Annotated in this window: 20 protein-coding genes; 5 read left to right on the top strand and 15 right to left on the bottom strand. The window is 70.9% G+C overall.

Going from position 1 to position 24,796, the window contains the following annotated elements; all coding sequences use genetic code 11:
• Positions 1–23: 23 nt before the first annotated feature.
• Positions 24–2,738, bottom strand: a complete 2,715-nt coding sequence (gene acnA, locus OG562_RS32430; protein ID WP_323187579.1) for an aconitate hydratase AcnA — start codon at positions 2,736–2,738, stop codon at positions 24–26.
• Positions 2,739–2,888: 150 nt separating this feature from the next.
• Positions 2,889–3,467 carry a TetR/AcrR family transcriptional regulator gene (locus tag OG562_RS32425; protein WP_266404319.1) on the bottom strand — a complete coding sequence of 193 codons (579 nt, stop codon included), beginning with the start codon at positions 3,465–3,467 and terminating at the stop codon, positions 2,889–2,891.
• A gap of 163 nt (positions 3,468–3,630) precedes the next feature.
• Between OG562_RS32425 and OG562_RS32420 the strand changes: the two genes are divergently transcribed.
• Positions 3,631–5,160 carry a UDP-N-acetylglucosamine 1-carboxyvinyltransferase gene (locus OG562_RS32420; protein ID WP_266404316.1) on the top strand — a complete coding sequence of 510 codons (1,530 nt, stop codon included), beginning with the start codon at positions 3,631–3,633 and terminating at the stop codon, positions 5,158–5,160.
• Positions 5,161–5,306: 146 nt separating this feature from the next.
• On the opposite strand, the gene OG562_RS32415 is transcribed toward OG562_RS32420, so the two are convergent.
• From OG562_RS32415 to OG562_RS32395, 5 genes are all read right to left on the bottom strand, one after another.
• A complete protein-coding gene (locus OG562_RS32415) occupies positions 5,307–7,076 on the bottom strand; it encodes an RICIN domain-containing protein (protein WP_266404313.1) in 1,770 nt (589 codons plus the stop codon).
• A 269-nt stretch (positions 7,077–7,345) separates the two neighbouring features.
• Positions 7,346–8,179 (bottom strand): carbohydrate ABC transporter permease, encoded by an 834-nt coding sequence (locus tag OG562_RS32410; protein WP_266404312.1) that lies wholly within the window; start codon positions 8,177–8,179, stop codon positions 7,346–7,348.
• Entirely contained in the window at positions 8,176–9,156 is a 981-nt protein-coding gene (locus tag OG562_RS32405) for a carbohydrate ABC transporter permease (RefSeq protein ID WP_266404310.1), read from the bottom strand. Before OG562_RS32405 ends, OG562_RS32410 begins: the two co-directional genes overlap by 4 nt.
• A 211-nt stretch (positions 9,157–9,367) precedes the next feature.
• A complete protein-coding gene (locus tag OG562_RS32400; protein ID WP_266404308.1) occupies positions 9,368–10,621 on the bottom strand; it encodes an extracellular solute-binding protein in 1,254 nt (417 codons plus the stop codon).
• A 90-nt stretch (positions 10,622–10,711) separates the two neighbouring features.
• Entirely contained in the window at positions 10,712–12,748 is a 2,037-nt protein-coding gene (locus OG562_RS32395; RefSeq protein WP_266404305.1) for a glycoside hydrolase family 127 protein, read from the bottom strand.
• 260 nt (positions 12,749–13,008) lie between these two features.
• Between OG562_RS32395 and OG562_RS32390 the strand changes: the two genes are divergently transcribed.
• A complete protein-coding gene (locus OG562_RS32390) occupies positions 13,009–14,028 on the top strand; it encodes a LacI family DNA-binding transcriptional regulator (RefSeq protein WP_266404304.1) in 1,020 nt (339 codons plus the stop codon).
• A gap of 66 nt (positions 14,029–14,094) precedes the next feature.
• Here the strand turns inward: OG562_RS32390 and araD are convergent, their stop codons facing one another.
• Genes araD through araB form a run of 3 tightly spaced genes read right to left on the bottom strand, consistent with a single transcriptional unit; the run spans position 14,095 to position 18,115 of the window.
• On the bottom strand, positions 14,095–14,838 hold the full coding sequence (gene araD / locus OG562_RS32385) for an L-ribulose-5-phosphate 4-epimerase AraD (protein WP_266404303.1): 744 nt from the start codon (positions 14,836–14,838) through the stop codon (positions 14,095–14,097).
• 41 nt (positions 14,839–14,879) lie between these two features.
• The gene (gene araA / locus OG562_RS32380) at positions 14,880–16,421 is read right to left on the bottom strand and encodes an L-arabinose isomerase (protein ID WP_266404301.1); all 1,542 of its coding nucleotides are present in this window, start codon (positions 16,419–16,421) and stop codon (positions 14,880–14,882) included.
• Between the two features lie 38 nt (positions 16,422–16,459).
• Positions 16,460–18,115: a ribulokinase gene (gene araB / locus OG562_RS32375; RefSeq protein WP_266404299.1), complete on the bottom strand. Its 1,656-nt coding sequence runs from the start codon at positions 18,113–18,115 to the stop codon at positions 16,460–16,462.
• 426 nt (positions 18,116–18,541) lie between these two features.
• On the opposite strand from araB, the gene OG562_RS32370 reads away from it, so the two are divergent.
• Entirely contained in the window at positions 18,542–19,564 is a 1,023-nt protein-coding gene (locus tag OG562_RS32370; protein ID WP_266404297.1) for a sporulation protein, read from the top strand.
• Positions 19,565–19,732: 168 nt separating this feature from the next.
• Here OG562_RS32370 and OG562_RS32365 read toward each other — a convergent pair whose 3' ends face one another.
• A complete protein-coding gene (locus tag OG562_RS32365) occupies positions 19,733–20,203 on the bottom strand; it encodes a BlaI/MecI/CopY family transcriptional regulator (RefSeq protein ID WP_266404294.1) in 471 nt (156 codons plus the stop codon).
• Positions 20,204–20,371: 168 nt separating this feature from the next.
• Here OG562_RS32365 and OG562_RS32360 point away from each other — a divergent pair, with 168 nt between their 5' ends.
• The gene (locus OG562_RS32360; protein WP_266404292.1) at positions 20,372–20,947 is read left to right on the top strand and encodes a TerD family protein; all 576 of its coding nucleotides are present in this window, start codon (positions 20,372–20,374) and stop codon (positions 20,945–20,947) included.
• A gap of 331 nt (positions 20,948–21,278) precedes the next feature.
• Here OG562_RS32360 and OG562_RS32355 read toward each other — a convergent pair whose 3' ends face one another.
• Positions 21,279–21,503, bottom strand: a complete 225-nt coding sequence (locus tag OG562_RS32355; protein WP_266404291.1) for a twin-arginine translocase TatA/TatE family subunit — start codon at positions 21,501–21,503, stop codon at positions 21,279–21,281.
• 387 nt (positions 21,504–21,890) lie between these two features.
• Positions 21,891–22,328, bottom strand: coding sequence for a DUF6299 family protein (locus OG562_RS32350; protein WP_266404290.1), 438 nt, complete (start codon positions 22,326–22,328; stop codon positions 21,891–21,893).
• Positions 22,329–22,558: 230 nt separating this feature from the next.
• Here OG562_RS32350 and OG562_RS32345 point away from each other — a divergent pair, with 230 nt between their 5' ends.
• Positions 22,559–22,750: a DUF5999 family protein gene (locus tag OG562_RS32345; RefSeq protein WP_266404289.1), complete on the top strand. Its 192-nt coding sequence runs from the start codon at positions 22,559–22,561 to the stop codon at positions 22,748–22,750.
• Positions 22,751–23,042: 292 nt separating this feature from the next.
• Here the strand turns inward: OG562_RS32345 and OG562_RS32340 are convergent, their stop codons facing one another.
• Positions 23,043–23,441 (bottom strand): RidA family protein, encoded by a 399-nt coding sequence (locus OG562_RS32340; RefSeq protein ID WP_266404288.1) that lies wholly within the window; start codon positions 23,439–23,441, stop codon positions 23,043–23,045.
• A complete protein-coding gene (locus tag OG562_RS32335; protein WP_266404287.1) occupies positions 23,438–24,715 on the bottom strand; it encodes an acyl-CoA dehydrogenase family protein in 1,278 nt (425 codons plus the stop codon). Before OG562_RS32335 ends, OG562_RS32340 begins: the two co-directional genes overlap by 4 nt.
• Positions 24,716–24,796 lie beyond the last annotated feature (81 nt).

Raw genomic sequence — 24,796 nt, 5'->3', positions numbered from 1 at the left:
GACTGCCTGCCTCGCCGAACCGCTTACTTGCGGATCAGGCTGCGCAGCACGTACTGCAGGATGCCGCCGTTGCGGTAGTAGTCCGCCTCACCGGGGGTGTCGATGCGGACGACCGCGTCGAACTCCACACCGGTGTCGGTGGTGACCTTGACCGTGGCGGGGGTGGTGCCGTCGTTCAGCTCGGTGATGCCGGCGATGGAGAAGGCCTCCTCGCCGGTGAGGCCGAGGGTCTCGGCGGACTGGCCCGCCGGGTACTGCAGCGGGATGACGCCCATGCCGATGAGGTTGGAGCGGTGGATGCGCTCGTAGGACTCGGCGATGACGGCCTTGACGCCGAGCAGCGCGGTGCCCTTGGCGGCCCAGTCACGGGACGAGCCGGAGCCGTACTCCTTGCCGGCCAGGATGACCAGCGGGACGCCCTGCTCGATGTAGTTGCGCGAGGCGTCGTAGATGAACGACACCGGCGCGTCGGCCTGGGTGAAGTCGCGGGTGTAACCGCCCTCGGTCCCCGGCGCGACCTGGTTGCGCAGGCGGATGTTGGCGAAGGTGCCGCGGATCATGACCTCGTGGTTGCCTCGGCGCGAGCCGTAGGAGTTGAAGTCACGTCGCTCGATGCCGTGCTCGGTGAGGTACTTGCCCGCCGGGGTGTCGGCCTTGATCGCACCGGCCGGGGAGATGTGGTCGGTGGTGACCGAGTCGCCCAGCTTGGCCAGGACGCGCGCGCCGGCGATGTCGGAGACCGGGGTGGTCTCCATCGTCATGCCCTCGAAGTACGGGGGCTTGCGCACGTAGGTGGACTGCGGGTCCCACTCGAAGGTGTTGCCGGTCGGGATCGGCAGCGCCTGCCACTGGGCGTCGCCCGCGAAGACGTCCTGGTAGGACTTGTTGAACATGTCCTCGCCGATGGCGTTCGCCACGACGTCGTTGACCTCGGCCTCGGAGGGCCAGATGTCGGTCAGGAAGACCGGCTTGCCCTCCTGGTCGACGCCGAGGGCGTCGCGCGTGATGTCCACCTTCATGGAGCCCGCGAGGGCGTACGCGACGACCAGCGGCGGGGAGGCCAGGTAGTTCATCTTGACGTCGGGGTTGATCCGGCCCTCGAAGTTGCGGTTGCCGGAGAGCACCGAGGTGACGGCGAGGTCGTGGTCGTTGACCGCCTTGGAGACCTCGTCCGGCAGCGGGCCGGAGTTGCCGATGCAGGTGGTGCAGCCGTAGCCGACCAGGTTGAAGCCGACCTTGTCGAGGTACGGGGTGAGACCCGCCTTGTCGAAGTAGTCGGTGACGACCTTCGAGCCCGGGGCGAGGGTGGTCTTGACCCACGGCTTGCGGGTCAGGCCCTTCTCCACGGCCTTCTTCGCGACGAGCGCGGCGGCGACCATGACGTACGGGTTGGAGGTGTTGGTGCAGGAGGTGATGGCCGCGACCGTCACCGCGCCGTGGTCGATCTCGTACGTCGAGCCGTCGGGGGCGGTCACGGTGACCGGGTTCGACGGGACGCCGTTGGAGGCGGCCGGGGAGTCGGAGGCCGGGAAGGACTCCTTGCCCGCCTCGTCGTCGTCGGCGACGTAGTTGCGGACGTCGCTCTTGAACTGCTCCGCGGCGTTCGCGAGGACGATGCGGTCCTGCGGGCGCTTGGGGCCGGCGATGGAGGGGACGACCGTCGACAGGTCCAGCTCGAGCTTCTCGGAGAAGTCCGGCTCGGCCTTCGGGTCCAGCCAGAGGCCCTGCTGCTTGGCGTACGCCTCGACGAGCGCGACCTGCTGCTCGGAGCGGCCGGTGAGCTTGAGGTACTTCAGCGTCTCGTCGTCGATCGGGAAGATCGCGGCGGTGGAGCCGAACTCCGGCGACATGTTGCCGATGGTGGCGCGGTTCGCCAGGGAGGTGGCGGCGACGCCCTCGCCGTAGAACTCGACGAACTTGCCGACCACGCCGTGCTTGCGGAGCATCTCGGTGATGGTGAGCACGAGGTCCGTGGCGGTGGTGCCGGGCGTGAGCTCGCCGGTGAGCTTGAAGCCGACGACGCGCGGGATCAGCATCGAGACCGGCTGCCCGAGCATCGCGGCCTCGGCCTCGATGCCGCCGACGCCCCAGCCCAGCACACCGAGGCCGTTGACCATCGTGGTGTGCGAGTCGGTGCCGACGAGCGTGTCGGGGTAGGCCTGGCCGTTGCGGACCATGACGGTCCGGGCCAGGTGCTCGATGTTCACCTGGTGGACGATGCCGGTGCCCGGCGGGACGACCTTGAACTCGTCGAACGCGGTCTGGCCCCAGCGCAGGAACTGGTAGCGCTCGCGGTTACGGCCGTACTCCAGCTCGACGTTCTGCGCGAACGCCTCGTTGGTGCCGAACTTGTCGGCGATGACGGAGTGGTCGATGACCAGCTCGGCGGGGGCGAGGGGGTTGATCTTCGCCGCGTCGCCGCCGAGCTCCTTGACGGCCTCGCGCATGGTGGCGAGGTCGACGACACAGGGCACGCCGGTGAAGTCCTGCATGATCACGCGGGCCGGCGTGAACTGGATCTCCTGGCTGGGCTGGGCCTGCGAGTCCCAGCCGCCGAGGGCACGGATGTGGTCGGCGGTGATGTTCGCGCCGTCCTCGGTACGGAGCAGGTTCTCCAGCAGCACCTTCAGGCTGTACGGAAGGCGAGCCGAGCCTTCCACCTTGTCCAGCCGGAAGATCTCGTACGACTCGTCGCCCACCTGCAGCGTGCTGCGGGCGTCGAAGCTGTTCGCCGACACGACAGTCTCCTTCATTGATGTGCGCGTACCACCGCATCCTGCCGTCACGCGGGCTTTGCCGATCCGCTGAGGTCAGGCTAAGTTAGGTAACCCTTACCAGGGTGGGCGGCTGCGGTGCGCCTCGGCAGATATCTCGATGTCGAGATAACTCTAGTACATGGGGGCTGAATGGTCATGCCCAGGCTCGCCCCCGCCTTCGGAAACCACCCCGCCCACCACCGCCCGCACGACCTTCGCCCCCCCTTCCCGCGGCGGCTCGCCCATCCCTCCGCCCGCGAACAGCAGATGGGCCGCGCCGATCAGGGCGGGGGCGAGGGTGTCGGCGTCGGCGTCGGCGTCCGGGGCGATGCGGCCACGGGCGCGCTCGGCGGCCGGATACTCGGCGAGGAGGGCCGCCGCCTCCGCCAGGAGGGGTACGCCCGTCGAGCCGGCGGCGCGCAGACGGGCGCGCAGCCCGTCGCGGGAGACGACCAGGGCGACGATCGCCACGGCGACCGAGCCGAACAGCTCCGTCAGGGCGGCGGTGAGATCGCCTACGACGGCGCCGGTCCCGGCGGACACGTCCGGGTCCGCCGCCCGGAGCCGGAGCCGGCCGATGCGGTTCAGGACCAGCTCCGCGAGGAAGGCGTCGAAGTCGGCGAAGCGCCGGCGCAGCACGCCTTTGGCGCAGCCCGCTTCAGCGGTGACCGCCCTGCTGGTCAGCGCGGTCGCCCCGGCCCGCAGAAGCACGCGTTCGGCGGCGTCGACGGCGAGCCGCCGGGACCCGAACTGAGTAGATTTGATCCGACTTGTAGGTGACGTCGCAGGCGTACCCCCGGACCACATTGACGGGCCATCACCCGAATGGCCCCCTCGAGAGGCACCATCTCATATCTGAGATAACCTCAGCCTCATGGCAGACGACTACCTCGTACGCATCGGCAAGCTCATCCGTGACGCTCGGCAGCACCGGGGCTGGACACAGGCGCAGCTGGCCGAGGCGCTCGGCACCAGCCAGAGCGCTGTCAACCGTATCGAGCGCGGGAACCAGAACATCAGCCTTGAGATGATCGCTCGTATCGGTGAAGCCCTGGAGAGCGAGATCGTCTCGCTGGGCTACGCGGGACCGATGCATCTGCGCGTCGTGGGCGGCCGCCGGCTGTCCGGCGCGATCGACGTGAAGACGAGCAAGAACGCCTGCGTGGCCCTGCTGTGCGCCTCGCTGCTCAACCGGGGGCGCACGGTGCTGCGCCGGGTGGCCCGCATCGAGGAGGTCTACCGCCTGCTCGAGGTGCTCAACTCCATCGGCGTACGCACCCGTTGGATCAACGACGGCCGTGACCTGGAGCTCGTGCCGCCGGCCTCGCTGGACATGGCGGCGATCGACGCGGAGGCGGCCGTACGCACCCGCTCCATCATCATGTTCCTCGGCCCGCTGCTGCACCGGATGGACCACTTCAAGCTGCCGTACGCCGGCGGCTGCGACCTCGGCACGCGGACCATCGAGCCGCACATGATCGCGCTGCGTCGGTTCGGGCTCGAGGTCGCCGCGACGGAGGGGCAGTACCACGCCGTCGTCGACCGCGCGGTCCGCCCGGACCGGCCGATCGTGCTGACGGAACGCGGGGACACGGTCACCGAGAACGCGCTGCTCGCGGCCGCCCGGCACAACGGCGTCACCGTCATCCGCAACGCCTCCTCCAACTACATGGTCCAGGACCTGTGTTTCTTCCTGGAGGCGCTCGGCGTCGCGGTCGAGGGCATCGGCACCACCACGCTCACCGTGCACGGCGTGCCGGAGATCGACGTCGACGTCGACTACTCCCCCTCCGAGGACCCGGTCGAGGCGATGAGCCTGCTGGCCGCCGCCGTCGTCACCGAGTCCGAGCTGACGGTACGCCGGGTGCCGATCGAGTTCCTGGAGATCGAGCTGGCGGTCCTGGAGGAGATGGGGCTCGACCACGACCGTACGCCGGAGTACTTCGCGGACAACGGACGGACCCGTCTGGTCGACCTCACCGTCCGGCCCTCCAAGCTGGAGGCGCCGATCGACAAGATCCACCCGATGCCGTTCCCGGGCCTGAACATCGACAACGTGCCCTTCTTCGCGGCCATCGCCGCCGTCGCCCAGGGCAAGACCCTCATCCACGACTGGGTCTACGACAACCGCGCGATCTATCTGACCGACCTCAACCGCCTCGGCGGCCGCCTCCAACTCCTCGACCCGCACCGCGTGTTGGTCGAGGGCCCGACGCGCTGGCGCGCCGCCGAGATGATGTGCCCGCCCGCCCTGCGCCCCGCCGTGGTCGTCCTGCTGGCGATGATGGCCGCGGAGGGCACGTCCGTGCTGCGCAACGTGTACGTCATCAACCGCGGCTACGAGGACCTCGCCGAGCGGCTGAACTCGATCGGGGCGCAGATCGAGATCTTCCGGGACATCTGAGGGGCGGCGGCGCCGCGGTGAGGAGCCCGGGGGACGGATGTCCGGGGAGCAGGCTTGCGCACCGCGGATGAGGCCGGGTCAGAACGGTCCGCTGTCACTCGGACGAGGCGACAGGCCCCCAGCCCAGGGGGCCTGTCGGCGGTGGTTCAGCGGGCGGTGAGCTTCCACAGGTGGTCGGCGGTGCCGTTGTCGGACCACTGCAGGACCTGGGCGCCCGACGACGTGCTCATGCTGTCGACGCCCAGCAGCAGACCGCTGTTGTAGTTGGCGATCTTGTAGTAGCCGTCACGGGCCGGTATGGCCTGCCAGAGGTGGTCGGCGGTGCCGTTGTCACCCCAGATCAGGGCCGTTCCGCCGTTGCTGGTGCTCATGGTGTTGATGCCCAGCAGCAGTCCGCTCTTCTGGTTGACGATCTTGTAGAGGCCCGAGCCGGCGGCCACCAGGGTCCAGTTCTGGTCGGTGCCGGTGGTGGAGGTCGCCTGGACGACCGAGGTGCCCTGGGCGGTGCCCGCGTTCACGGTGTCGAGGGCGAGGCCGCTGTTCTTGTTGGTGATCTGGTAGCGCCCGGCCAGCGACGTCGAGGTCCCGCTGGGGGTGACGACCAGGTGGTAGCCGTCGGCGGCGTTCATCGTGACCGGCACGGTGATGGATCCGCCGGAGACCGTGTAGTCGGTGTCGGAGATGGTGATCGGGCCCGGAGAGGCGGTGGTGCGGCCGGTGTCGGGCGAGTACTCCAGCTTGACGTGGACCGTGCCGCCGAAGGCCGACAGGGAGTTCAGGCCGTTGACCGTGACGGCGCAGGAGCCGGTGCAGCCGCCGGCGACGACGCTGATCTGGTTGCCCGCGCCGTTGAGCGAGGCGAGGCCGTCGATGCCGGTCTGGGCGGGAGGCGTGGTGGTGAGCATGTTCCCGGACATGTCGCCGTACCACTTGTACGTCCAGTAGGAGCCGTTGGGCGAACCGCCGGTGTCGGTCAGGGTGTCGCCGAGGGTGCCGTAGTGGTTCCAGAAGGCGAGCTCGGCGTCGCGCACGCCGGTCCGTTCGAACTTGGCGGCATAGCCGATGAGGGCACCGGAGTCGCCCATCTCGTCAGGGGTGCCGTACTCCTCGATGTCGATCGGGCGCGGGCTGATGCCGAGGCTCGACTCCAGCGCGCGGTAGGCCGAGACATGGGCGGCGATGTCCTGGCTGCCCTGGAGTTCGTGCCAGGCGATGACGTCGGGGACCGTGCCGCTCGCCTTGGCGTCGGTGAGGAACGAGCTCATCCAGGACTGGTTCCACACCGAGTAACTCGGCCCCTGGATCGGCGTCGTGGTGTCCTTGGTCCGCACCTCCTTGAACGTGCGCGCCCAACCCGCGTTGAACGCCCCGGCGTTGGTGGTGTCCCAGGTCCAGTCGGGCTCGTTCCACAACGCGTAGGCGCTGATGTTCGTGGCGCTGGAGGACTTCACCGAGGCCACCTGCTTGTCGACCGCAGACAGCCAGTCGCTCCAGCTCACCCACTTGTAGGGGAAGTTCGGATACCAGTCCGGCATCCGTACGACGACCTTGGCGCCCGCGCTCGCGGCCTTGGCGGCGACGACCAGGGAGTCGCCCGCGGGAGCGGGCTCGCCGTTGGGGAGCTGGCTGCCGCCCGGGGCCATCTGGACGAACGTGTTGGGCTTCAGAGGCTGCACGAGGCTGTCGGCGGGGGTGCTCGCGCTCGCCAGACCGTAGAGGCTGCCCGTGCCGACGTGGGTGACGGACCGCAGGGTCTGTGCGGCGTTGACGACCAGGGTGGTGGACGAGGTGGGGGTGGCCTGGGCGGATGCGCCCGTCAGGGCGACTGCGGTGGCGGCCAGGGCCGTGGCCACCGCGGCGGCGCCGGCGCGGCCGAGGGGTGCTCTGAGACGGCGGCGGGGGCTCAGGTATGACATCAGCGGCTCTCCTGAGAAGCGGGTGGAGAAGGGGGTGGAGAAGGGGATGGGATGGGTTGGGAAGGGTTGGAGAAGGGTTGAGGAAGCGACGACAGGGACTCGCCGAATGCGGTGCGGGGGCGGAGGGCGTCGGTGCGGCGGCTCGGGAGCGGCCGACCGGTTGGGGACTTGGACCCTGCGACAGGTGACAGTCCCGCGTGGAGTGCACACGGGCATGGCGGAGCTCGGCCCCGCCTGGCCGGTGGGCCCGGGGCGGCTGGCATCGTGGATCAGTCCTTGACCGCGCCCGCGGTGACGCCGGCGGCCACATAGCGCTGGGCCAGCACGAGCAGGACCGCCGCGGGCAGGGACGCGACGACGGCGGTGGCCATGATCGCGTTCCATTCCTGGTTGTTGTTGCCGATGTAGTGGTAGATGCCGAGGGTGATGGGGCGCCAGTCGCCGCCGCCGTCCAGGGTGTTGGCGAAGACGAAGTCGGACCAGGCCCACAGGAAGCTGAAGAGGGAGACGGTGACCAGCGCGTTGCGGCTGACCGGCAGGACGATCGACCAGAAGGTGCGGAAGGTGCCGGCGCCGTCGATGCGCGCGGCCGCGATCAGCTCGCCGGGGATGCCCGACATGAACGCCGTGAAGATCATGACGCCGAACGGCACGGCGATGGTGGAGTCGGCGATGATCAGCCCCCACCAGGAGTTGAGCAGGCCGAGGTCGAGGAAGATGCCGTAGAAGCCCATCGCCATGACGATGCCGGGGATCATCTGGGCGACCAGCAGGACGAGGCCGAGGAGGCCGCCGCCGCGGGGCCGCAGGGTGGCCAGCGCGAAGCCGGCCGGGGCGGCGAGGAGGAGGGTGAGGACGACCGTGCCCAGGCCGATGAGCAAGCTGGTGCCGAGGTAGGGCAGCTGGTCGTGCAGAACGGCGCGGTAGCCCTCGAAGGTGGGGTGCAGGGGCAGCAGGTCGGGCGGGCTCTTGCGCATGTCCTGCTGCGGAGTGAGGGACACGTTGAGCATCCAGTACACCGGGAACAGCATGACGGCGGTGAGCAGGACGCCGATGAGGGTGTTCAGGCGCGAGCGCCGGGCGGAGCTGTGGACGGCGGTCATGCTTGCTGCCTCCTCTGGACGCGGATGTACAGCAGCCCGAAGGCGAGGGCGATGAGGATGAGGATGTTGCCGACGGCGGCCCCGGGACCGAACTTCGGCAGCAGCGTGCCGAACCCGAGTTGGTAGGACCAGGTCGCCAGCGTGGACGAGGCGTCGCCGGGACCGCCCTTGGTCATGATCCAGATCAGGTCGAACACCTTGAGGGTGTAGACGAGGCCGAGGAGAAGGGTGATCGCCGAGACCGGGCGCAGCAGCGGGAAGGTGATCCGGCGGAACTGCTGCCAGGCGCTCGCCCCGTCCAGCGACGCGGCCTCGTACAGCTCGCCGGGGATGTTCTGCAGCCCGCTGTAGAGGATGACCAGGTTGAACGGGATGCCGATCCAGATGTTGGCGATGATGACCGAGGTCAGCGCCCAGTCGGGCGAGTTGAGCCAGTCGACCGGGGCCACGCCGACCAGGTGGAGGGCGTAGTTGAGGACGCCGGACTCGCTGTTGAACATCCACGACCAGGTCGACGCCGACACGATCAGCGGCAGCAGCCAGGGGATCAGGAACAGCGCCCTGAGGGTGCCGGCCAGCCGGAAGTGGCGGTTGAAGAAGACGGCGAGGGCGAGCCCGGCGGCGTACTGGAACGCGATCGACCCGAAGGTGAAGATCATGGTGTGGCGGATCGCCGGGCCGAACGTGGGGTCGTCGAGGACGGTCCGGAAGTTGTCCAGCCCGGAGAACGGCGCGTCGCCCGCCACGAACGACCGGACGGTGTAGTCGCGCAGGCTCAGGTCGAGGTTGCGGTAGAGGGGATAGACGTAGAACGCGGCGAGGTAGACGGCCAGGGGCGCGAGGAACGCCAGTGCGGTCGCTCGGCTCCTGCGACGCCGACGGCGGAGCGCCGGGGCGTCCGTCCGGTCGTCGGCGCCGGTCGCCCCGGACCTGACCGGGGACCGCAGGGAGCGGCGGTCGACGCGGGCGGTGGTCATGCGAACTCCTGGATGCGGGTGGCCTGGAAGCGGGGGCCTGGACGCGGGGGCCTGGACGCGGATGCCTAGATGCAGGCGGCCTGCCTGGGGTGGTGGCGGTGTCCGGGGCTGTCACGGCGTCCGGGGCTGTGGCGGTGTCCGGGCGGTCGCGGGCGCCGTGCGGTCGCCGGAGGCAGGGCCCCGGAGCGTGGCGCCGCGCGCACGTCAGGGGTCAGTTGGTCGCCTTGCCGGCGGCCGTCTGCGCGGCGTCGAGGGCGGCCTGCGGGCTCTGGCCGCCGGACAGAGCGGACTGGACGGCGGTCCACAGGGGCTGGGAGATGGTCGGGTACTTGGTGCCCAGCCCGCCGCTGGTCCGGCCGCGCGCCGCGGCGACCGCGTCGACCCACGGCTTGAGCTCGGGGTTCGCCTTGACCTGCTCGGCCTGGACCGCCGCGGTGGGGGCTACGTAGGCCAGCGTGGTGTCCGTGGCCAGCAGGTTGGCGGAGCTGGTCAGGCAGGTGACGATCTTCTTGCTGACGTCGTAGCGCGCGGTGTCCTTCTGCACGGGGACCGTGACGAACTCGCCGCCGGTCGGCACCGGCGCCGACCCGCCGCTCTGCCCCGGGATGCTGAGGACGCCGTACTCGAATCCGGCCTTCGCCGCGTTGCCGAGCTGCCAGGTGCCGTTCTCGCTGAACGCGTAGTCGCCGGTGGCGAACTCCTGCCAGCTGGTGGTCTGGGTGTTCTGCAGGACGTCCTTGGGCGCGTACCCGGCGTCGACCCACTGCTTCCACAGGGACAGCGCGGCGACGCCCTTCGCCGAGTTCAGCTTGGTGAGGTCGCCGCCTGCGCCCCAGAACCAGGGCAGGAACTGGAAGCTGCCCTCCTCCGTGTTGATCGCGGAGAACGTGATGCCCTTCTTGCCGGCGTCCTTGACCTTCTTCAGGGCCGCCGTGAGCGAGTTCCAGTCCTTGATGGAGGCCGGGTCGACGCCCGCGGCGGACAGGACCTTCTTGTTGTAGTAGAGGGCGAGCGTGTTGGCGCCGATCGGCACACCGTAGGCGGAGCCGTCGATGGTGCCCGCGCCGAGGACGTTCTGCTGGATCGACTTCGTGTCCAGGCCGAGGTCGCTCGTCTTGGTGATGATCCCCGCCTCCACCAGCGTGGAGACGACCGGGTTGTCCACGAGCATCACGTCGGGCGCGTTGCCCTGCTGGGCGGCGAGCAGCGCCTTGTTGCCCAGGTCCGTGGTGTCGTACCCGGTGCGCTTGATCTTGACGCCGGCGTCGGTGCCGCATTTGCTCACGAGCTTGCCCCACGCCGAGGACGCGTCGAACTGGGGGTACGGGTCCCAGAAGGCGTACGTCCCACCGGCGCCGCCGGATCCGGAGGCGGCGGAGTCGGACCCGCCGCCGCACGCGGCGACGGAGGTGAGCGCGCCGACGGCGGCGAGGGCGGTGATCAGGGCGCGGCGGGTGTTTCTCACGGGTGACCTCATTGTCTTGGGCCGGCTCATGGGGAGCGGTAGGAGAGAAGAGAGAGGAAGGAGGAGGGGGAAGGGGAGGGATGCGGGGGCTCAGGAGGTGGGCAGCCAGACGCGCATGCTGCCGTCCTGGCGGTTGGCCCACGCGTAGTAGGGGATCGCGGTCAGTTCGAGGGGCTCGTCGACCGGTGGGGCGTCTGCGGTGGCGGAGTCTGCGATGGCGGAGTCTGCGGTGGCGGAGTCTGCGATGGCGGGGTCGGCGGTCCGGTACGGCCACCAGCCCGCGTCGGCGAGGTGCCGGCGGCGTCCTGCGGCCACCACGGTGGTGACGCCGCCGAGCAGGTCGGGGCGGTGCTTCACGGCGAGCGGGCGGGTGGTGTCGAGCACCATGTCGTCCAGGCCGCCGCCGGGGTGGTCGACCCCTTCCAGGCAGTACACGAGCGGTCCGCGCTCGATCGCCACACAGCCGCGTACGGCGTCCACCCGCGGGTCCGCGGCGGTCAGGCGGGGCTCGACGGCGAGTTCCAGGACGACCCGGTCGCCGGGGGCCCAGGTGCGCTCGAGCCGCAGCCAGCCGTCGGTGACGGGCGTGCCGTTGCTGTCGTACGTCGTGTCCCCGACCCGGAGCCGGTACTCGCGGCACCACTGCGGGATCCGCAGGGAGAGCGTCCAGGGCCGTTCCTGCGCGCTCTCCTCGACGGTCAGGGCGATCGTGCCGTCCCAGGGGTAGTCGGTCTCGGCGCTCACCACGACCGGGGTCCCGTCGACGTCGCCGGTGTAGCGCCCGGTGACGTACTGGTGGATCTGCAGGCCGTCGGCGTCGCTCGAGGCGAGGTAGTGCTCCAGGGAGGCCAGCAGCCGCATGACGTTCGGCGGGCAGCAGGCGCAGCGGAACCATCGGGTGCGGCGGGCCGACTGGTCGCCGCCGGTGTCGGTGTGGCCGTCGCGGACCTGGAGCGGATTGACGTACAGCCAGTGTTCGCCGTCGAGGGAGACGCCGGCGAGGAAGCCGTTGTACAGGGTGCGTTCGATCAGGTCGGAGTAGCGGGCCTCGCCGGTGAGCAGGGCCATGCGCCAGCTCCACTGGATCGAGGCGATGGCCGCGCAGGTCTCGCAGTAGGCGCGCTCGTTCGGCAGCTCGTACGGGTCGCCGAAGTCCTCCTCGTCGTGATGGGCGCCGAGGCCGCCGGTGAGGTGCGTCTTGGTGGCGGTCATCGCCTCCCACAGCCGCTCGGCGGCGGTGCGCAGCGCGGCCTCCCCCGTCTCGGTGGCCAGGTCGGCCACGGCGGCCAGCAGATACAGCTGGCGCACCGCATGACCCTCGACGTTGACCGCCTCGCGCAGCGGGACGCGGTCCTGGCAGTACGCCTCGCCGCCCAGCAGGCCGTGGCCGAAGCGGTCCACGAAGTAGCCGGCGAGGTCCAGGTATCGGCGTTCACCCGTTTCCCGGTACAGCTCGACGAGGGCGGTCTCGACCTCGGGGTGGCCGTCGACGCCGTCGATGGGCTTGCCGCTGCCGGGCAGGCCGAAGACCGAGTCGATGTGGTCGGCGAACCGCACGGCCACGTCGAGGAGCTCGCTGCGCCCGGTGGCCCGGTGGTGGGCCACCGCCGCCTGGATCAGATGGCCGGCGCAGTACAGCTCGTGGCCCCAGCGCAGGTCCCGGTAGCGCTCGCCGCCCTTGAGCAGCTGGAACCAGGTGTTGAGGTAGCCGTCGGGCTGCTGCGCGCCGACGACGAGGGAGACGATGCGCTCCACGTCGGCCGCGAGCGGGCCGTCGTCCTCGGGCGTCCGCTGGGCGAGCTGCCAGGAGGCGGCCTCCAGCCACTTGTAGACGTCCGAGTCCACGAACGGGTACGCGCCCTGGAACTCGCCCTCGTCCGCACCCGCCGCGAGCCGCAGGTTCCGCAGGTTCCCCGCCGACTCCAGCAGTGCGGGGCCCTGCGGGATGGAGGTACGCGCGTTCACCTCGCGTCGGGTGTCCCAGAAGCCGCCGCGCACCTCGACGGCGGCAGGGGCGAGCGCCGCCTGGGCGCCCGGGCCCTGGCGGACCGGGCCCAGGAGGGCGCCTCCCTGCTCGGACGGGGCCGAGGACGTGGAGGAGGGCACGGCGGAACGTGGGCGGGGCATGGCTCTCCGGAGAGTGAGATGGGAAGCGGGTCGGGGATTCAGCGCACGTGGGGTGGTACGGCGTCCCGGGCACGGCAGGCGGTGCTCCGCCTCTCGAACCCGCTTGAGCAAACGTTTTTCTGCCCGAAACGTAGAAAGACGGCGGGCATGCGTCAAGGGGTACGCGCAAGTATCTTCTGGCTTCCCACCAGAGGCTGGCCAGCGGGCGCGAACGATGCCAGGATGTACGTCGCCGACGTCATCTAGGAAAAGGGTTGCGCGTGACCGCCGTTCCAGGTTCTCCCCCGACAGGGCGGGCGAAGCTCGCCGACGTTGCCAAGCTGGCCGGCGTCAGTGTCGGGACGGCCTCGAAAGCGCTGAACGGCAGCGGCAGGATGCGGCCCGAGACCCGGCAGCGGGTCATGGCCGCCGTGGAGGCGCTCGACTTCCGCCCCAACCAGCATGCGCAGAGCCTGCACACCGGCCGCAGCTGGACCGTCGGGCTGATGACGACCGACGGCATCGGCCGCTTCAGCACCCCCGTCCTGCTCGGCGCCGAGGACGCGCTCGGCGCCGGCAAGATCTCCGTGCTGCTCTGCGACACCCGCGGCGACGCCATCCGCGAGCAGCACCATCTGCGCAACCTCACCGACCGCCGGGTGGACGGCATCATCGTGACCGGCCGGCGCACCGACCCACGGCCGCCGTTGAAGGGGATAGACCCGATTCCGACGGTCTACGCGCTCTCGCCGTCCACGGACCCGGAGGACATCTCCGTGGTCTCCGACGACCGGAGCGGAGCGCAGCTGGCCGTCGAGCATCTGCTGGCGACCGGCCGCACACGGATCGCGCACATCACCGGCCCCGCCCACCACGCGGCAGCCCGCGACCGCGCCCGCCACACCGTCGAGTTGCTCGAACGCTCCTCGCTGGAGCTCGCCACCGGCCGGGTCCACTTCGGCGAGTGGAGCGAGGCATGGGGGCGCCGGGCCGCCGAAGCGGTCCTGCGCACCGCACCGGACACGGACGCCTTCTTCTGCGGCAACGACCAGATCGCCAGAGGCGTCGCCGACACCCTGCGCGAGAACGGCCTGGACGTCCCCGGCCGGATCGCGATCGTGGGCTACGACAACTGGGACATCATGGCGCTGGCCTGCCGCCCACCCCTCACCACGATCGACACGGACCTCGCGGAGATCGGCCGCCAGGCCGCCCTGCGACTGTTGGACGCCATCGGCTCCGAGCCGGAGCCGGGTCTGCACACCGTTCCCTGCCGGCTCGTGGTCCGCGAATCGAGCTGAGCGGGCGGCGGTGCGTGGGGGCGGCGGGTCGGCCGACGCTTGTCCCTGGAGCTGCGGACAGGCCGGTCACACGGGGGTCGTCCTGCCCGGGTCGGGGTTGCCGTAGTAGGCGTCGGGGCCGTGTTTGCGGGTGTAGTGGCGGTCGAGGAGGTGTTGGGGTGGTGGGGGGCTTGTGGGGGCGAGGGCGAAGGTGTGCAGAGCGATGTCGGCGACGGCTTCGCAGATGACGGCGTGTTCGAGGGACTTGCGGGCGGTGGGGCCCCAGGTGAAGGGGCCGTGGCCGGCGACGAGTGCGCCGGGGACTTCGGCCGCTCGTGTGTCGTCGCTGTTCAGCAGGTCCACGATGGCCTGGCCGGTGTTGTACTCGTAGTCGGTCGCGCACTGCTGGGGGGTGAGGTCGGGGGTGCAGGGGACGGGTCCGTTGAAGGTGTCGGCGTGGGTGGTGCCGAGGACGGGTATCTCGCGGCGGGCCTGGGCGAAGGCGACGGCGTGGGTGGAGTGGGTGTGGGTGACGCCGCCGACGGAGGGGAAGGCGCGGTAGAGGCTGCGGTGGGTCTCGGTGTCGGTGGAGGGGCGCAGACGGCCGTGGACGATCTCGCCGTCGGACAGGCGGACGGTCACCAGGTCCTCGAGGGTGAGGCTGTCGTAGGGGACGCCGGAGGGCTTGATGACGAAGAGTCCGGCCTCGCGGTCGATTCCGCTGACGTTTCCCCAGGTGAGGGCGGCGAGGCCGGCCCGGGGGATGGCCAGGTTCGCCTCCAGGACCTCTTGGCGCAGGCCGTCGCGGAGGGCGGGGACGGGGGCGGTCATCCGGTGATCTCCTCGGGTGCGGGACGCGGTGTTCATGGGGGTCACAGGGCTTGGGCGAGGCGGTGGTAGGCGGCGTTCCACCGGATTTCCTTGGCGAACTGCCCGGAGGTGGTGTTCTCGTCGATGGTGAGGAGTTCGACGCCGGTCATGGCGGCGAAGTCAGCGAGCGTCTCGATGTCGACGGCGGAGCTGAGGACGGTGTGGTGAGGGGCGCCGGCCAGCAGCCAGCTCTCGGCGGACTCGGCGAGGGAGGGGCGCGGCTCCCATACGGCTGTGGCGACGGGGAGGCGGCGCAGGGGTTCGCTGGGGGGCACGACGTCGACGGTGTTGGCGGTGAGGCGGAAGCGGTCGCCGAGGTCGCAGAGGCCGACGACCAGGGCGGGGCCGGGGGCGGCGTTGAAGACGAGGCGGACGGGGTCCTCGCGGCCGCCGATGGACAGGGGATGGATCTCGCAGGCGGGGCGGTCCGCGGCGACGGTGGGGCAGACCTCCAGCATGTGGGCGCCCAGGACGCGGGGAGCGCCGGGGCCGAGGTGGTAGGTGTAGTCCTCCATGAAGGTGGCGCCGCCGGGCTGTCCGGCGCCCATGACCTTCATCGTGCGCAGGAGGGCGGAGGTCTTCCAGTCGCCCTCGCCGCCGAAGCCGTAGCCGTCGGCCATCAGGCGCTGGACGGCGAGGCCGGGGAGCTGGCGCAGGCCGCCGAGGTCCTCGAAGTTGGTGGTGAAGGCGGTGAAGCCGCCCTCGGTGAGGAAGGTCCGCAGGCCGATCTCCTGGCGGGCCGCGTACAGGAGGGAGTCGTGGCGGATGCCGCCTGGCCGCAGCGCGGGGACCACGTTGTACGACTCGACGTATTCGGCGGCGAGTTCCGCGGCTTCTTTGTCCTGCACGGCGTCGACGACGGCCACCAGATCGTTGACGGCGTAGGTGTTCACCGAGTAGCCGAAGCGGAGCTGAGCCTCGACCTTGTCGCCTTCGGTGACGGCGACGTCGCGCATGTTGTCGCCGAAGCGGGCCAGGCGCAGGGTGCGGGCGGCCTGGCGGCCGGCGGCGGCCCGCGTCCAGGCGGCGACGCGCGCGATGACGCGGGGGTCGGTGGCGTGACCGGCAACGATCTTGCGGGGGACGCCTAGGCGGGCCTCGACGTGGGCGAACTCGCGGTCGCCGTGGGCGGCCTGGTTGAGGTTCATGAAGTCCATGTCGATGCTCGACCAGGGCAGCGACAGGTTGTACTGGGTGTGCAGGTGCAGCAGCGGCCGGTCCAGCGCGCTGAGCCCGGCGATCCACATCTTGGCCGGGGAGAAGGTGTGCATCCACACGACCACGCCCGCGCAGGCGTCGGAGGCGTTGGCCTCCAGGCACAGCCGACGGATCGACTCCGCGTCCGTGAGCACCGGCTTCCACACCACCTTCAGCGGGATCCGGCCGGCGGCGTCGAGGCGCTCGGCGATCTGCCGGGACTGCTGCGCCACCTGACGCAGCGTGTCCTCGCCGTACATGCCCTGGCTGCCGGTGAGAAACCAGACCTCCTGGGCGGCGAGAGTCTGAGCGGGCGAGTGGGCGGGCGACGGGGCGTATGAAGTCATGACGGGGTTCCTTTCAGGATGGGATTCACGTCGTCGTCTCAGGCGGAGGCTTCCGTGCGCAGGGCGCGCAGCCGGTGCATGACCTCGTTGGCCCCGCGGCCGAAGTAGTCGTGCAGCAGCCGGTATTCGGCGTAGAGGCGGTCGTAGGCGGCGGCCCGCCCGGGGTCCGGCTGATAGACGGCCGGGCGGGCCTTGCCCATCGCCTGCGCTGCGGCCCGGATGTCCGCATACGCCCCGGCCGCGACCGCCGCGTGCATCGCCGCGCCCAGCGCGGGACCCTGCGCCGAGTCGATGACGCCGAGGGGACGACGGATGACGTCGGCGTAGATCTGCATCAGCAGCGCGTTCTTCGTCAGCCCGCCCGCGACGATCAGCTCGCCCACCGGCACGCCCGACGCCTCGAACGCCTCGATGATCGTCCGCGTGCCGAAGGCGGTCGCCTCCAGCAGAGCGCGGTAGACGTCCTCCGGCCGGGTCGACAGCGTCAGCCCCACCACCACACCGCTGAGGTCGTGGTCGACGAGCACGGAACGGTTGCCGCTCTGCCAGTCCAGCGCCACCAGCCCGTGCTCCCCCACCCGCTGTTCGGCCGCGAGGGCGGTGAGGTGCTCGTGCGGGTCGCGGCCGAGCGCGGCGGCCTGCTCGGCGTACGCGGCGGGGAACCCGGTGCGCACGAACCAGCCGAAGACGTCCCCGACGCCGCTCTGCCCGGCCTCGTAACCCCACAGCCCCGGCAGGATCCCGCCGTCGACGACCCCGCACATCCCCGGCACCTCGGCCCACCGGTCGCTGCTCATCACATGACAGGTCGAGGTGCCCATGATGGCGACCATCCGCCCCGGCTCCACCGCGGTGGCCGCGGGCGCCGTCACATGCGCGTCCACGTTGCCGACGCAGACGGCGATGCCCTCCGGCAGCCCCGTCCACGCCGCCGCCTCCGCCGTCAACCCGCCCGCCAGATCCCCGAGCTGACCGATCGGCTGCTCCAGCTTGTCGGCCACGAAGCCGGCGAAGCCGGGGTCGAGCGCGGCGAGATAGTCGGAGGAGGGATAGACGCCGTCCTGGAGCTGGCCCTTGTAACCGGCGGTGCAGGCGTTGCGGACGTAGGTCCCGCACAGCCGCCACACGATCCAGTCCGCCGCCTCCACCCAGCGGTCGGTCAGCCCGTAGAGCTCGGGATCTTCTTCGAGCAGCTGCAACGCCTTGGCGAACTCCCACTCCGAGGAGATCTTCCCCCCGTACCGCCGCAGCCACGGCTCCTTGCGCGCCTCGGCCAGGGCGGTGATGCGGTCGGCCTGGGCCTGCGCGGCGTGGTGACGCCAGAGCTTGACGTAAGCATGCGGACGGGACGCGAGATCGGGGAGTTCACACAGGGGCGTGCCGTCGGCGAGGACCGGCAGGACGGTGCACGCGGTGAAGTCCGTGCCGACGCCCACCACCTGCTCCGGCCGCACACCGGAGCGGGCCAGCGCCTCGGGTACGGCGATGCGCAGGACGTCGATGTAGTCCGCGGGCACCTGCAACGCCCAGTCGGGCGGCAGCGGCGTACCGTCGGGCAGCTGCCGGTCGAGGACCGCGTGCGTGTACGGGTGCTCGGCGGCGGCCAGTTCGGCGCCGTCGGCGACACGGACCACCACGGCCCGCCCGGACAGGGTGCCGAAGTCGACCCCGACTACACAGGGGGCGAGGCTCATGGATTCATCGTGCTCTGCATGCACAACCGGCCGTCCTTACTGCTCTGGAAAGGGTCTGGGGCGGTGAGCCGATCATCACCCGTTCGACACATCGATCGATGTTCGCAACACCGAACAAAACTGAACGGCCCCCGAACGGCACCGACGGCAACGAGCAAGCACCGGAAAGCTCATCTGCGACACCACTGAGAAAATGATTGCTCACTTCGCTGCGCCATCTTGACCCGTCTAAGCCCTTGCGTAAACCCCCAACGAGAGAAACCCTTTGCGCATGATAGGTCGAGGGAGGCGCGACGGTGGCGTGAAAAAGATGCCGAGGGCACCGGGGGCTTGGGAACTTCTTTACCGAGTGGGGTAGTTCTGGTGGCATCGGCCGGCGGTAGGCGCATGCGGCCGTGGAGCGAACTGTGAAGGAGCGACACCGGCATGGTGTTCAAACGGCTGCTCGGGGCCCTCGGTGTGGGCGGTCCCTCGGTGGACACGGTCCTGGACGGCGGTGCGGTACCGCCGGGCGGGGTGCTGTCCGGGCAGGTGCATCTGCGGGGCGGCGGTACGGCCGTGGACATCGAGCACATCACCCTGGAGCTCGTCGCACGGGTCGAGGCCGAGCACGAGGACGGCGAGAGCGAGGGCTTCGTCGCCTTCGAGCGGTTCACGGTCGGCGGCGGCTTCCGGCTCGACGAGGAGGAACACCGCAGCGTCCCCTTCAGCGTGACGTTGCCGTGGGAGACGCCGATCACCGAGTTGTACGGCCAGCCGTTGGGCGTCGTCCTCGGCGTGCGCACCGAGTTGGCGGTGGCCGGGACGAAGGACAAGGGCGACCTCGACGCGCTCACCGTCGGCCCGCTGCCGGCGCAGGAGGCGATCCTCGAGGCGCTCGGCCAGCTCGGTTTCGGCTTCAGGTCGGCGGATCTGGAGTACGGGCGCATCGGCGGCACCGGCCAACAGCTGCCCTTCTACCAGGAGATCGAGCTCGCTCCGTCGCCCGAGTACGCGCACCAGGTCAATGAGATCGAGGTGACCTTCCTCGCCGGTCCGGCGGTTCTGGAAGTCGTTCTGGAGGCCGACAAGCGCGGCGGGTTCCTCTCCTCCGGGCACGACGCGCTGACCCGCTTCAGCGTGGGCCACCAGGACGTGCCCGGCCGGGACTGGAACACGGAGGTCGACGGCTGGGTCCGGCAACTGGTCGAGCACCGGTCCGCGTACGACTCGCCCGCGTCGTACGGGCACGGGGACGCGTACGGCGGCGGGCACCACGGGTACGACGAGCACCGCCCGCACGACGAGCACCGTTCCGGGTCGGGCGTCGGCACCGCGGTCGCCGCCGGTGCGGCGGGTCTGGCGGTCGGCGTGGTCGGCGGGATGGTCGCCGCCGAAGTCGTCGACGAGATCGGCGACTTCTTCGAGGGGGACGAGGAAGAGGAAGACGGGGGCGACGGGGAGGACTAGAGCGACTGGGCCGGGGCTGCTGCGCCGCCTGGCGGCCTGTTCTCAGGCGCTGGCCGTCGGTCGGCGCCTGACGCGGCGGCCGACGCTTCCCCTCGGAACGGCAGGGCTTTGGGCGTCCACACGTCCGCCCCGCTCCGGTGCGCTCCGGTCCCGACCGGTCTAGTCCGCCTAGTCCGCCCCGGTCTGGTCCGCCCCGGTCCCCTCCGCCCCGGTGCCGTCGAGCAGGTCCCGCAGGAGACGCTCGTCGTCCGGTTCGAGGGAGGTGAGGAAGCTGGCCAGCACCGCCTCCCGGTCCTTCTCGCCGTCGAGCAGTCTGCGCATCCGGTGTGCGGCGAGACCCGCCTGGTCCGACACCGGCGTCCATGCGAAGGAGCGGCCCGACCGCTCCCGGGCCACCACACCCTTGGCCAGCAGCCGGGTCAGGATCGTGATCACGGTCGTATAGGCGAGGTCGCCTCCCATGCGCTCCTGCACCCAGCCCGCGTTCGCGGGACCGTCCGCCTCCCGCAGGGCGGCCAGGACCAGCGCCTCCAGCTCGCCCTGCCCCCGCCGCCGGGGACGCTGTCGCCGGTCCTGCCGTTGGTCATGCAGTCGGTCATGCGGTCGGTCATGCGGTCGGTCCTGTCGCCGGTCCGTCATGCCCTGGCTCCTTTCCGCCGACTCGCTTTTCACCAGCGGTACATCGTAGAGACGCCCCGTACGGCCGCCCCCGCCCTCACCCCGCCCCGATCTTCTACAGTGTTGTAGTTTTATCGTCCGGGGTCGCGCGACGGCCCGCAACGGATGTTTCCCAAGGAGGAGAGCAGCGTGGGAGTTTCCCTGTCCAAGGGCGGCAATGTCTCGCTCAGCAAGGAGGCGCCGGGTCTGACCGCCGTCCTGGTCGGTCTGGGCTGGGACGTACGCACCACCACGGGCACCGACTACGACCTCGACGCCTCCGCACTGCTGCTGGACGCCTCGGGCAAGGTCCTGTCCGACCGGCACTTCGTGTTCTACAACAACCTCACCAGCCCCGACGGTTCGGTCGAGCACACCGGCGACAACCTCACCGGCGAGGGCGAGGGGGACGACGAGAGCGTCAAGGTGAACCTGGCCGCCGTGCCCGCCGAGGTCGACCGCATCGTCTTCCCGGTCTCGATCCACGACGCCGAGAACCGTGGCCAGAGCTTCGGTCAGGTCCGCAACGCCTTCATCCGCGTCGTCAACCAGGCGGGCGGCCAGGAGATCGCCCGCTACGACCTGTCCGAGGACGCCTCGACGGAGACGGCGATGGTGTTCGGAGAGCTCTACCGGAGCGGCGCCGAGTGGAAGTTCCGCGCCGTCGGACAGGGCTACGCCTCCGGCCTCGCCGGGATCGCCGCCGACTTCGGCGTCAACGTCTGAGGACCCGGTGGCTGGGCCCCGCCGACCCGACCGCCGCACCGCCATACCGCCATACCGCCATACCGCCATACCGCGACCGTCGTATCGCGGCTGGCGGTGCGGCGGTCCGCGGCGGGCAGTGAGCTGGGAACCGCGATCCGGCCGCATTCGCTGCGCAGGCGAACCACCGCAGCAAGGAGTTCCTCGTCGTCCGCCAGACCCACGACGAAGCACGCCGTGGGCGCCGACCCGACCATGACCGTCGCCTCACGCGAGACGGAACTGCGCATCGGGGTCACCGGCACCGGCGGGACCGCGGGTCCGAGCCCTCGCCCTCACCCACGCCCTCGCCTCACGACCGGGCCGACGGCTCATCCCGGTCGACCACGGCGCCCGACACCGTCCGCCCCGAACCGGGCGGCTGCTCCGGAGAGTCCTGCTCCTTGAGCGCTTTGGCCTCGCTCTTGAAGATGCGGGCCGCCTTGCCCGCCGACCGGGACAGCTCGGGCAGCTTCCTGATCCCGAGGACCACGATCAGGACGAGCAGGATCAGGGCCAGTTCACTCAAGCCGAACATCAGGTCTGCTCTCTTCCGTGGCGAACGGCGAACAGCGGCCGTGACCGCTTGCCGGCCGATACGGCGTACCGGCGACACACTGCAATCTACAGCGCTGTAGAAGTCTCTCCCGGAGCGTGATCGCTCAACAAGCCCGCCTTCCGGCCCGGTTGGCCGGAACGACCCCGTCGCGCGAAGGAACAGAGACAAAGGAACAGAGACAGCAGTATGCCGGATCGTCCCGCCCCCGTGTCCGCCACGGCGACGCCGCCCGCCCGTGGTGAACTGGCCCGCCGCTGCCGCGCCGTCACCGAGGACGGCGCAGCACGGCACGAGGCTCTCCTTAGGGCGCGCCCGTAGGCCGCCGCCGACGGAGGGGCGGCCCGGCAGCGGGCGTTCGGCTCGCCGTCAGTGGAAGGCCGTCAGCGTGATGTCCTGCTCCGTCGTCGCGTGGAAGCTCGGCAGGGGCAGGCCGCCCTGGGGCTTGAGCTCCATCAGGGTCGCCTCGACACGGGCCGGGCCGGCCTTGAGCGCGTCGGGGGCGGGCTTGCCCGTGTTCTGCCAGGCGTGCTCGGCGCCGTCGCACAGAGCGCGGGTGCCTCCGATGCCCTGCCGAACGTCCCCGGAGCCCTGGCGGACGGAGGAGCCGACGAAGACGGGACCCGTGCTGCCGAGACAGCGGTAGGTGCCGGAGAGGGTGACGGTGCCGTCGGAGGCGATCCGGCCGGCCGGGTCGACGGTGACGCTCTCCGCGGGGGCGGCGGCGGCCGTGACGGTGAGGGCCGGGGCGGCCAGCAGAAGCAGGGCGGCGCCGACGGCAGCGGTCAGGGCGAGGCGGAACGACATGGAAGGACCTCCTGTTGTGGGGGCTCCCACTGGTACCGGTCGCGCGCGCCCGAGGCCGTGATCGTCACTCCTTCGGTGGCGAGTCCGTACGGCCCGTCGACGAACCGTCCCGGAGTTGTCCTGGTGCTGTCACGCTTCCCGGCGCCCCCTGGCGATGACTCCGCGGCGGGCGCATGGTCTACCCATGCGGGCCGACCGGACGGCCGACCCCACCGACGTGGAGGTGCGCCATGTGTTCCCACCCGTTTCCCAGCGCTTCTGCCGCCCACCCCGTGCACGTCGTCGCCGCCCACCCCGAGCAGGGCTGGAGTCTGCTGTGCGACGGCACGATCGTCTTCGACGACTGCGGCGAACTGCTCCCCGACGGCCGCGTCGTGAGCCCGCACCGGGCGCCCGCACAGCGACTGACCATCGCGGCCTGACCCGGCCGGACCGGATGCCGCTAGCCGGGCCGTTTCATCGGCGGGCACAGGATCCGGGCCGAGCCGCACGGTATGCGTCGGTCGCCCCTCTCACCTCGGGCAGGTTGGGCGCGATCGCCAGGAAAACGGTGGTGATGACCCGGCCCCGGGGGGCACGCTCGGGATACGAGTACGTGTGCACATGTCCGCCGACGCCGATCGTGGCCATCCGACACCAACTCAGACATCGTCCGAGGTGGGAAGGCGAACTCCGGGCAGCGCCGGGAAAGCGTCAGAATGAGCCGAACGGGCGTTACGGCAGCACCGCGAAGCCGTCGAGCTCGACGAGCGCCTGTTCGTCCCAGAGCCGCACGACCTCCACGACCGCCATCGCGGGATAGTCGCGGCCCGCCAAGTCCCGCCAGATGCGGCCGAGTTCGGGCGCGCGGACGCGGTAGTCGGCGACGTCGACGGCGTAGACGGTGACGCGGGCGAGGTCGGCCGGGGCGCCTCCGCAACTCCGCAGGGCGGTGAGGAGGTTGGCGAGGGCCCGCTCGAACTGCGCGGGGAGGTCCGCCCCGACGACCCTGCCCTCGGCGTCGAGCGCGGTCTGACCCGCGAGGAAGACGAGCCGGCCTCCGGTGGCGACGACGGCATGGGAGAAGCCGGTGGGCGGGGAGAGCCCGGGCGGGTTGACGCGCTCGGCGGTCACGGGGCGGCCTCCGGGTCGGCGACGAGGGTGCGTTCGGCGTGGCCCGTCTGACCGACTTGGTCGGCCCGGTCGGATCGGTCGGCCCGGTCGGCGGCCCGGTCGACCCGGTCGGCGTAGGACTCCTGCTCGCCGGGCGACTCGCGTTCCTCCCCCAGCTCCCGTTCCGCGTACAACTCCCTTGCGATGATGCCGCGTTGGACCTCGCTCGCCCCCTCGTAGATCCGTGGGGCGCGTACCTCGCGGTAGAGGTGTTCGAGCAGGTGCCCCCGGTGCAGCGCCCGTGCGCCGTGGAGTTGGACGGCGGCGTCGACGACGTACTGCGCGGTCTCGGTGGCGAACAGCTTCGCCATCGCGGCGCGCTTGCGGACGTCCGGGGCGCCGGTGTCGTACGCCGTGGCCGCCGCGTGGACCATCAGGCGGGCGGCCTCCGTGCGCAGGGCCATCTCGGCGACCTGGTGGGCCACCGTCTGCAGGTCCTTCAGTTTGCCGCCGAAGGCGTCCCGGGCCGCCGTGTGGGCGAGGGTCGCGTCCAGGGCGGCCTGGGACATGCCGACGGCGAAGGCGCCGACGCTGGGGCGGAACAGGTCGAGGGTGCTCATGGCGACGCGGAAGCCGCGGCCGGGCTCGCCGACGACGTCGTCCGCCGTCACCGGGACCGCGTCGAAGCGGAGGGCGCCGATGGGGTGCGGGGAGAGCATGTCGAGGGCGGCGCCGGTGAGGCCCGGGCGGTCGGCGGGGACCAGGAACGCGGTGACGCCGCGAGCGCCGGCGGCTTCGCCGGTGCGGGCGAAAACGGTGTAGAAATCGGCTTCGGGAGCGTTGGAGATCCAGCGTTTCTCACCGGTCAGGCGCCAGCCGGTCGGGCCGTCGGGCTCGGCGGCCAGGGACAGCGCCGCCGCGTCCGAGCCCGCCCCCGGCTCGCTCAGCGCGAACGCGGCCACCGCGCTGCCGTCGGCGACGCGGGGCAGCCAGCGTTCCCGCTGGGCCGGGGTGCCGTGGGCGTGGACCGGGTGCGCGCCGAGGCCCTGGAGGGCGAGTGCGGTCTCCGCCTCCGTGCAGGCGTGGGCGAGGGACTCGCGCATCAGACAGAGGTCGACGGCGCCCGAGGAGAACAGCCGGGACAGCAGTCCGAGTCGGCCGAGTTCGGCGAGGAGCGGGCGGTTGACGCGGCCCGGTTCGGCCTTCTCGGCGAGCGGGCGCAGCCGGTCGGCGGCCAGGGTGCGCAGCTCGGCACACCAGGCGGTCTGTGCCGGTTCGAGCGAGAATGCGGGCATCGACGTTCCTCTCTGGCGCGCGCGGCTCTTCGCTTCCTCCGCCCTTCCCTTCCGACGGTATCGCGCAACATTGACTGCCGT

The organism is Streptomyces sp. NBC_01275, from assembly GCF_026340655.1.
Classification (GTDB): Bacteria; Actinomycetota; Actinomycetes; order Streptomycetales; family Streptomycetaceae; genus Streptomyces.
Note: the sequence above shows the minus strand (reverse complement) of the source record. Positions and strands in the feature narration are given on the sequence as shown.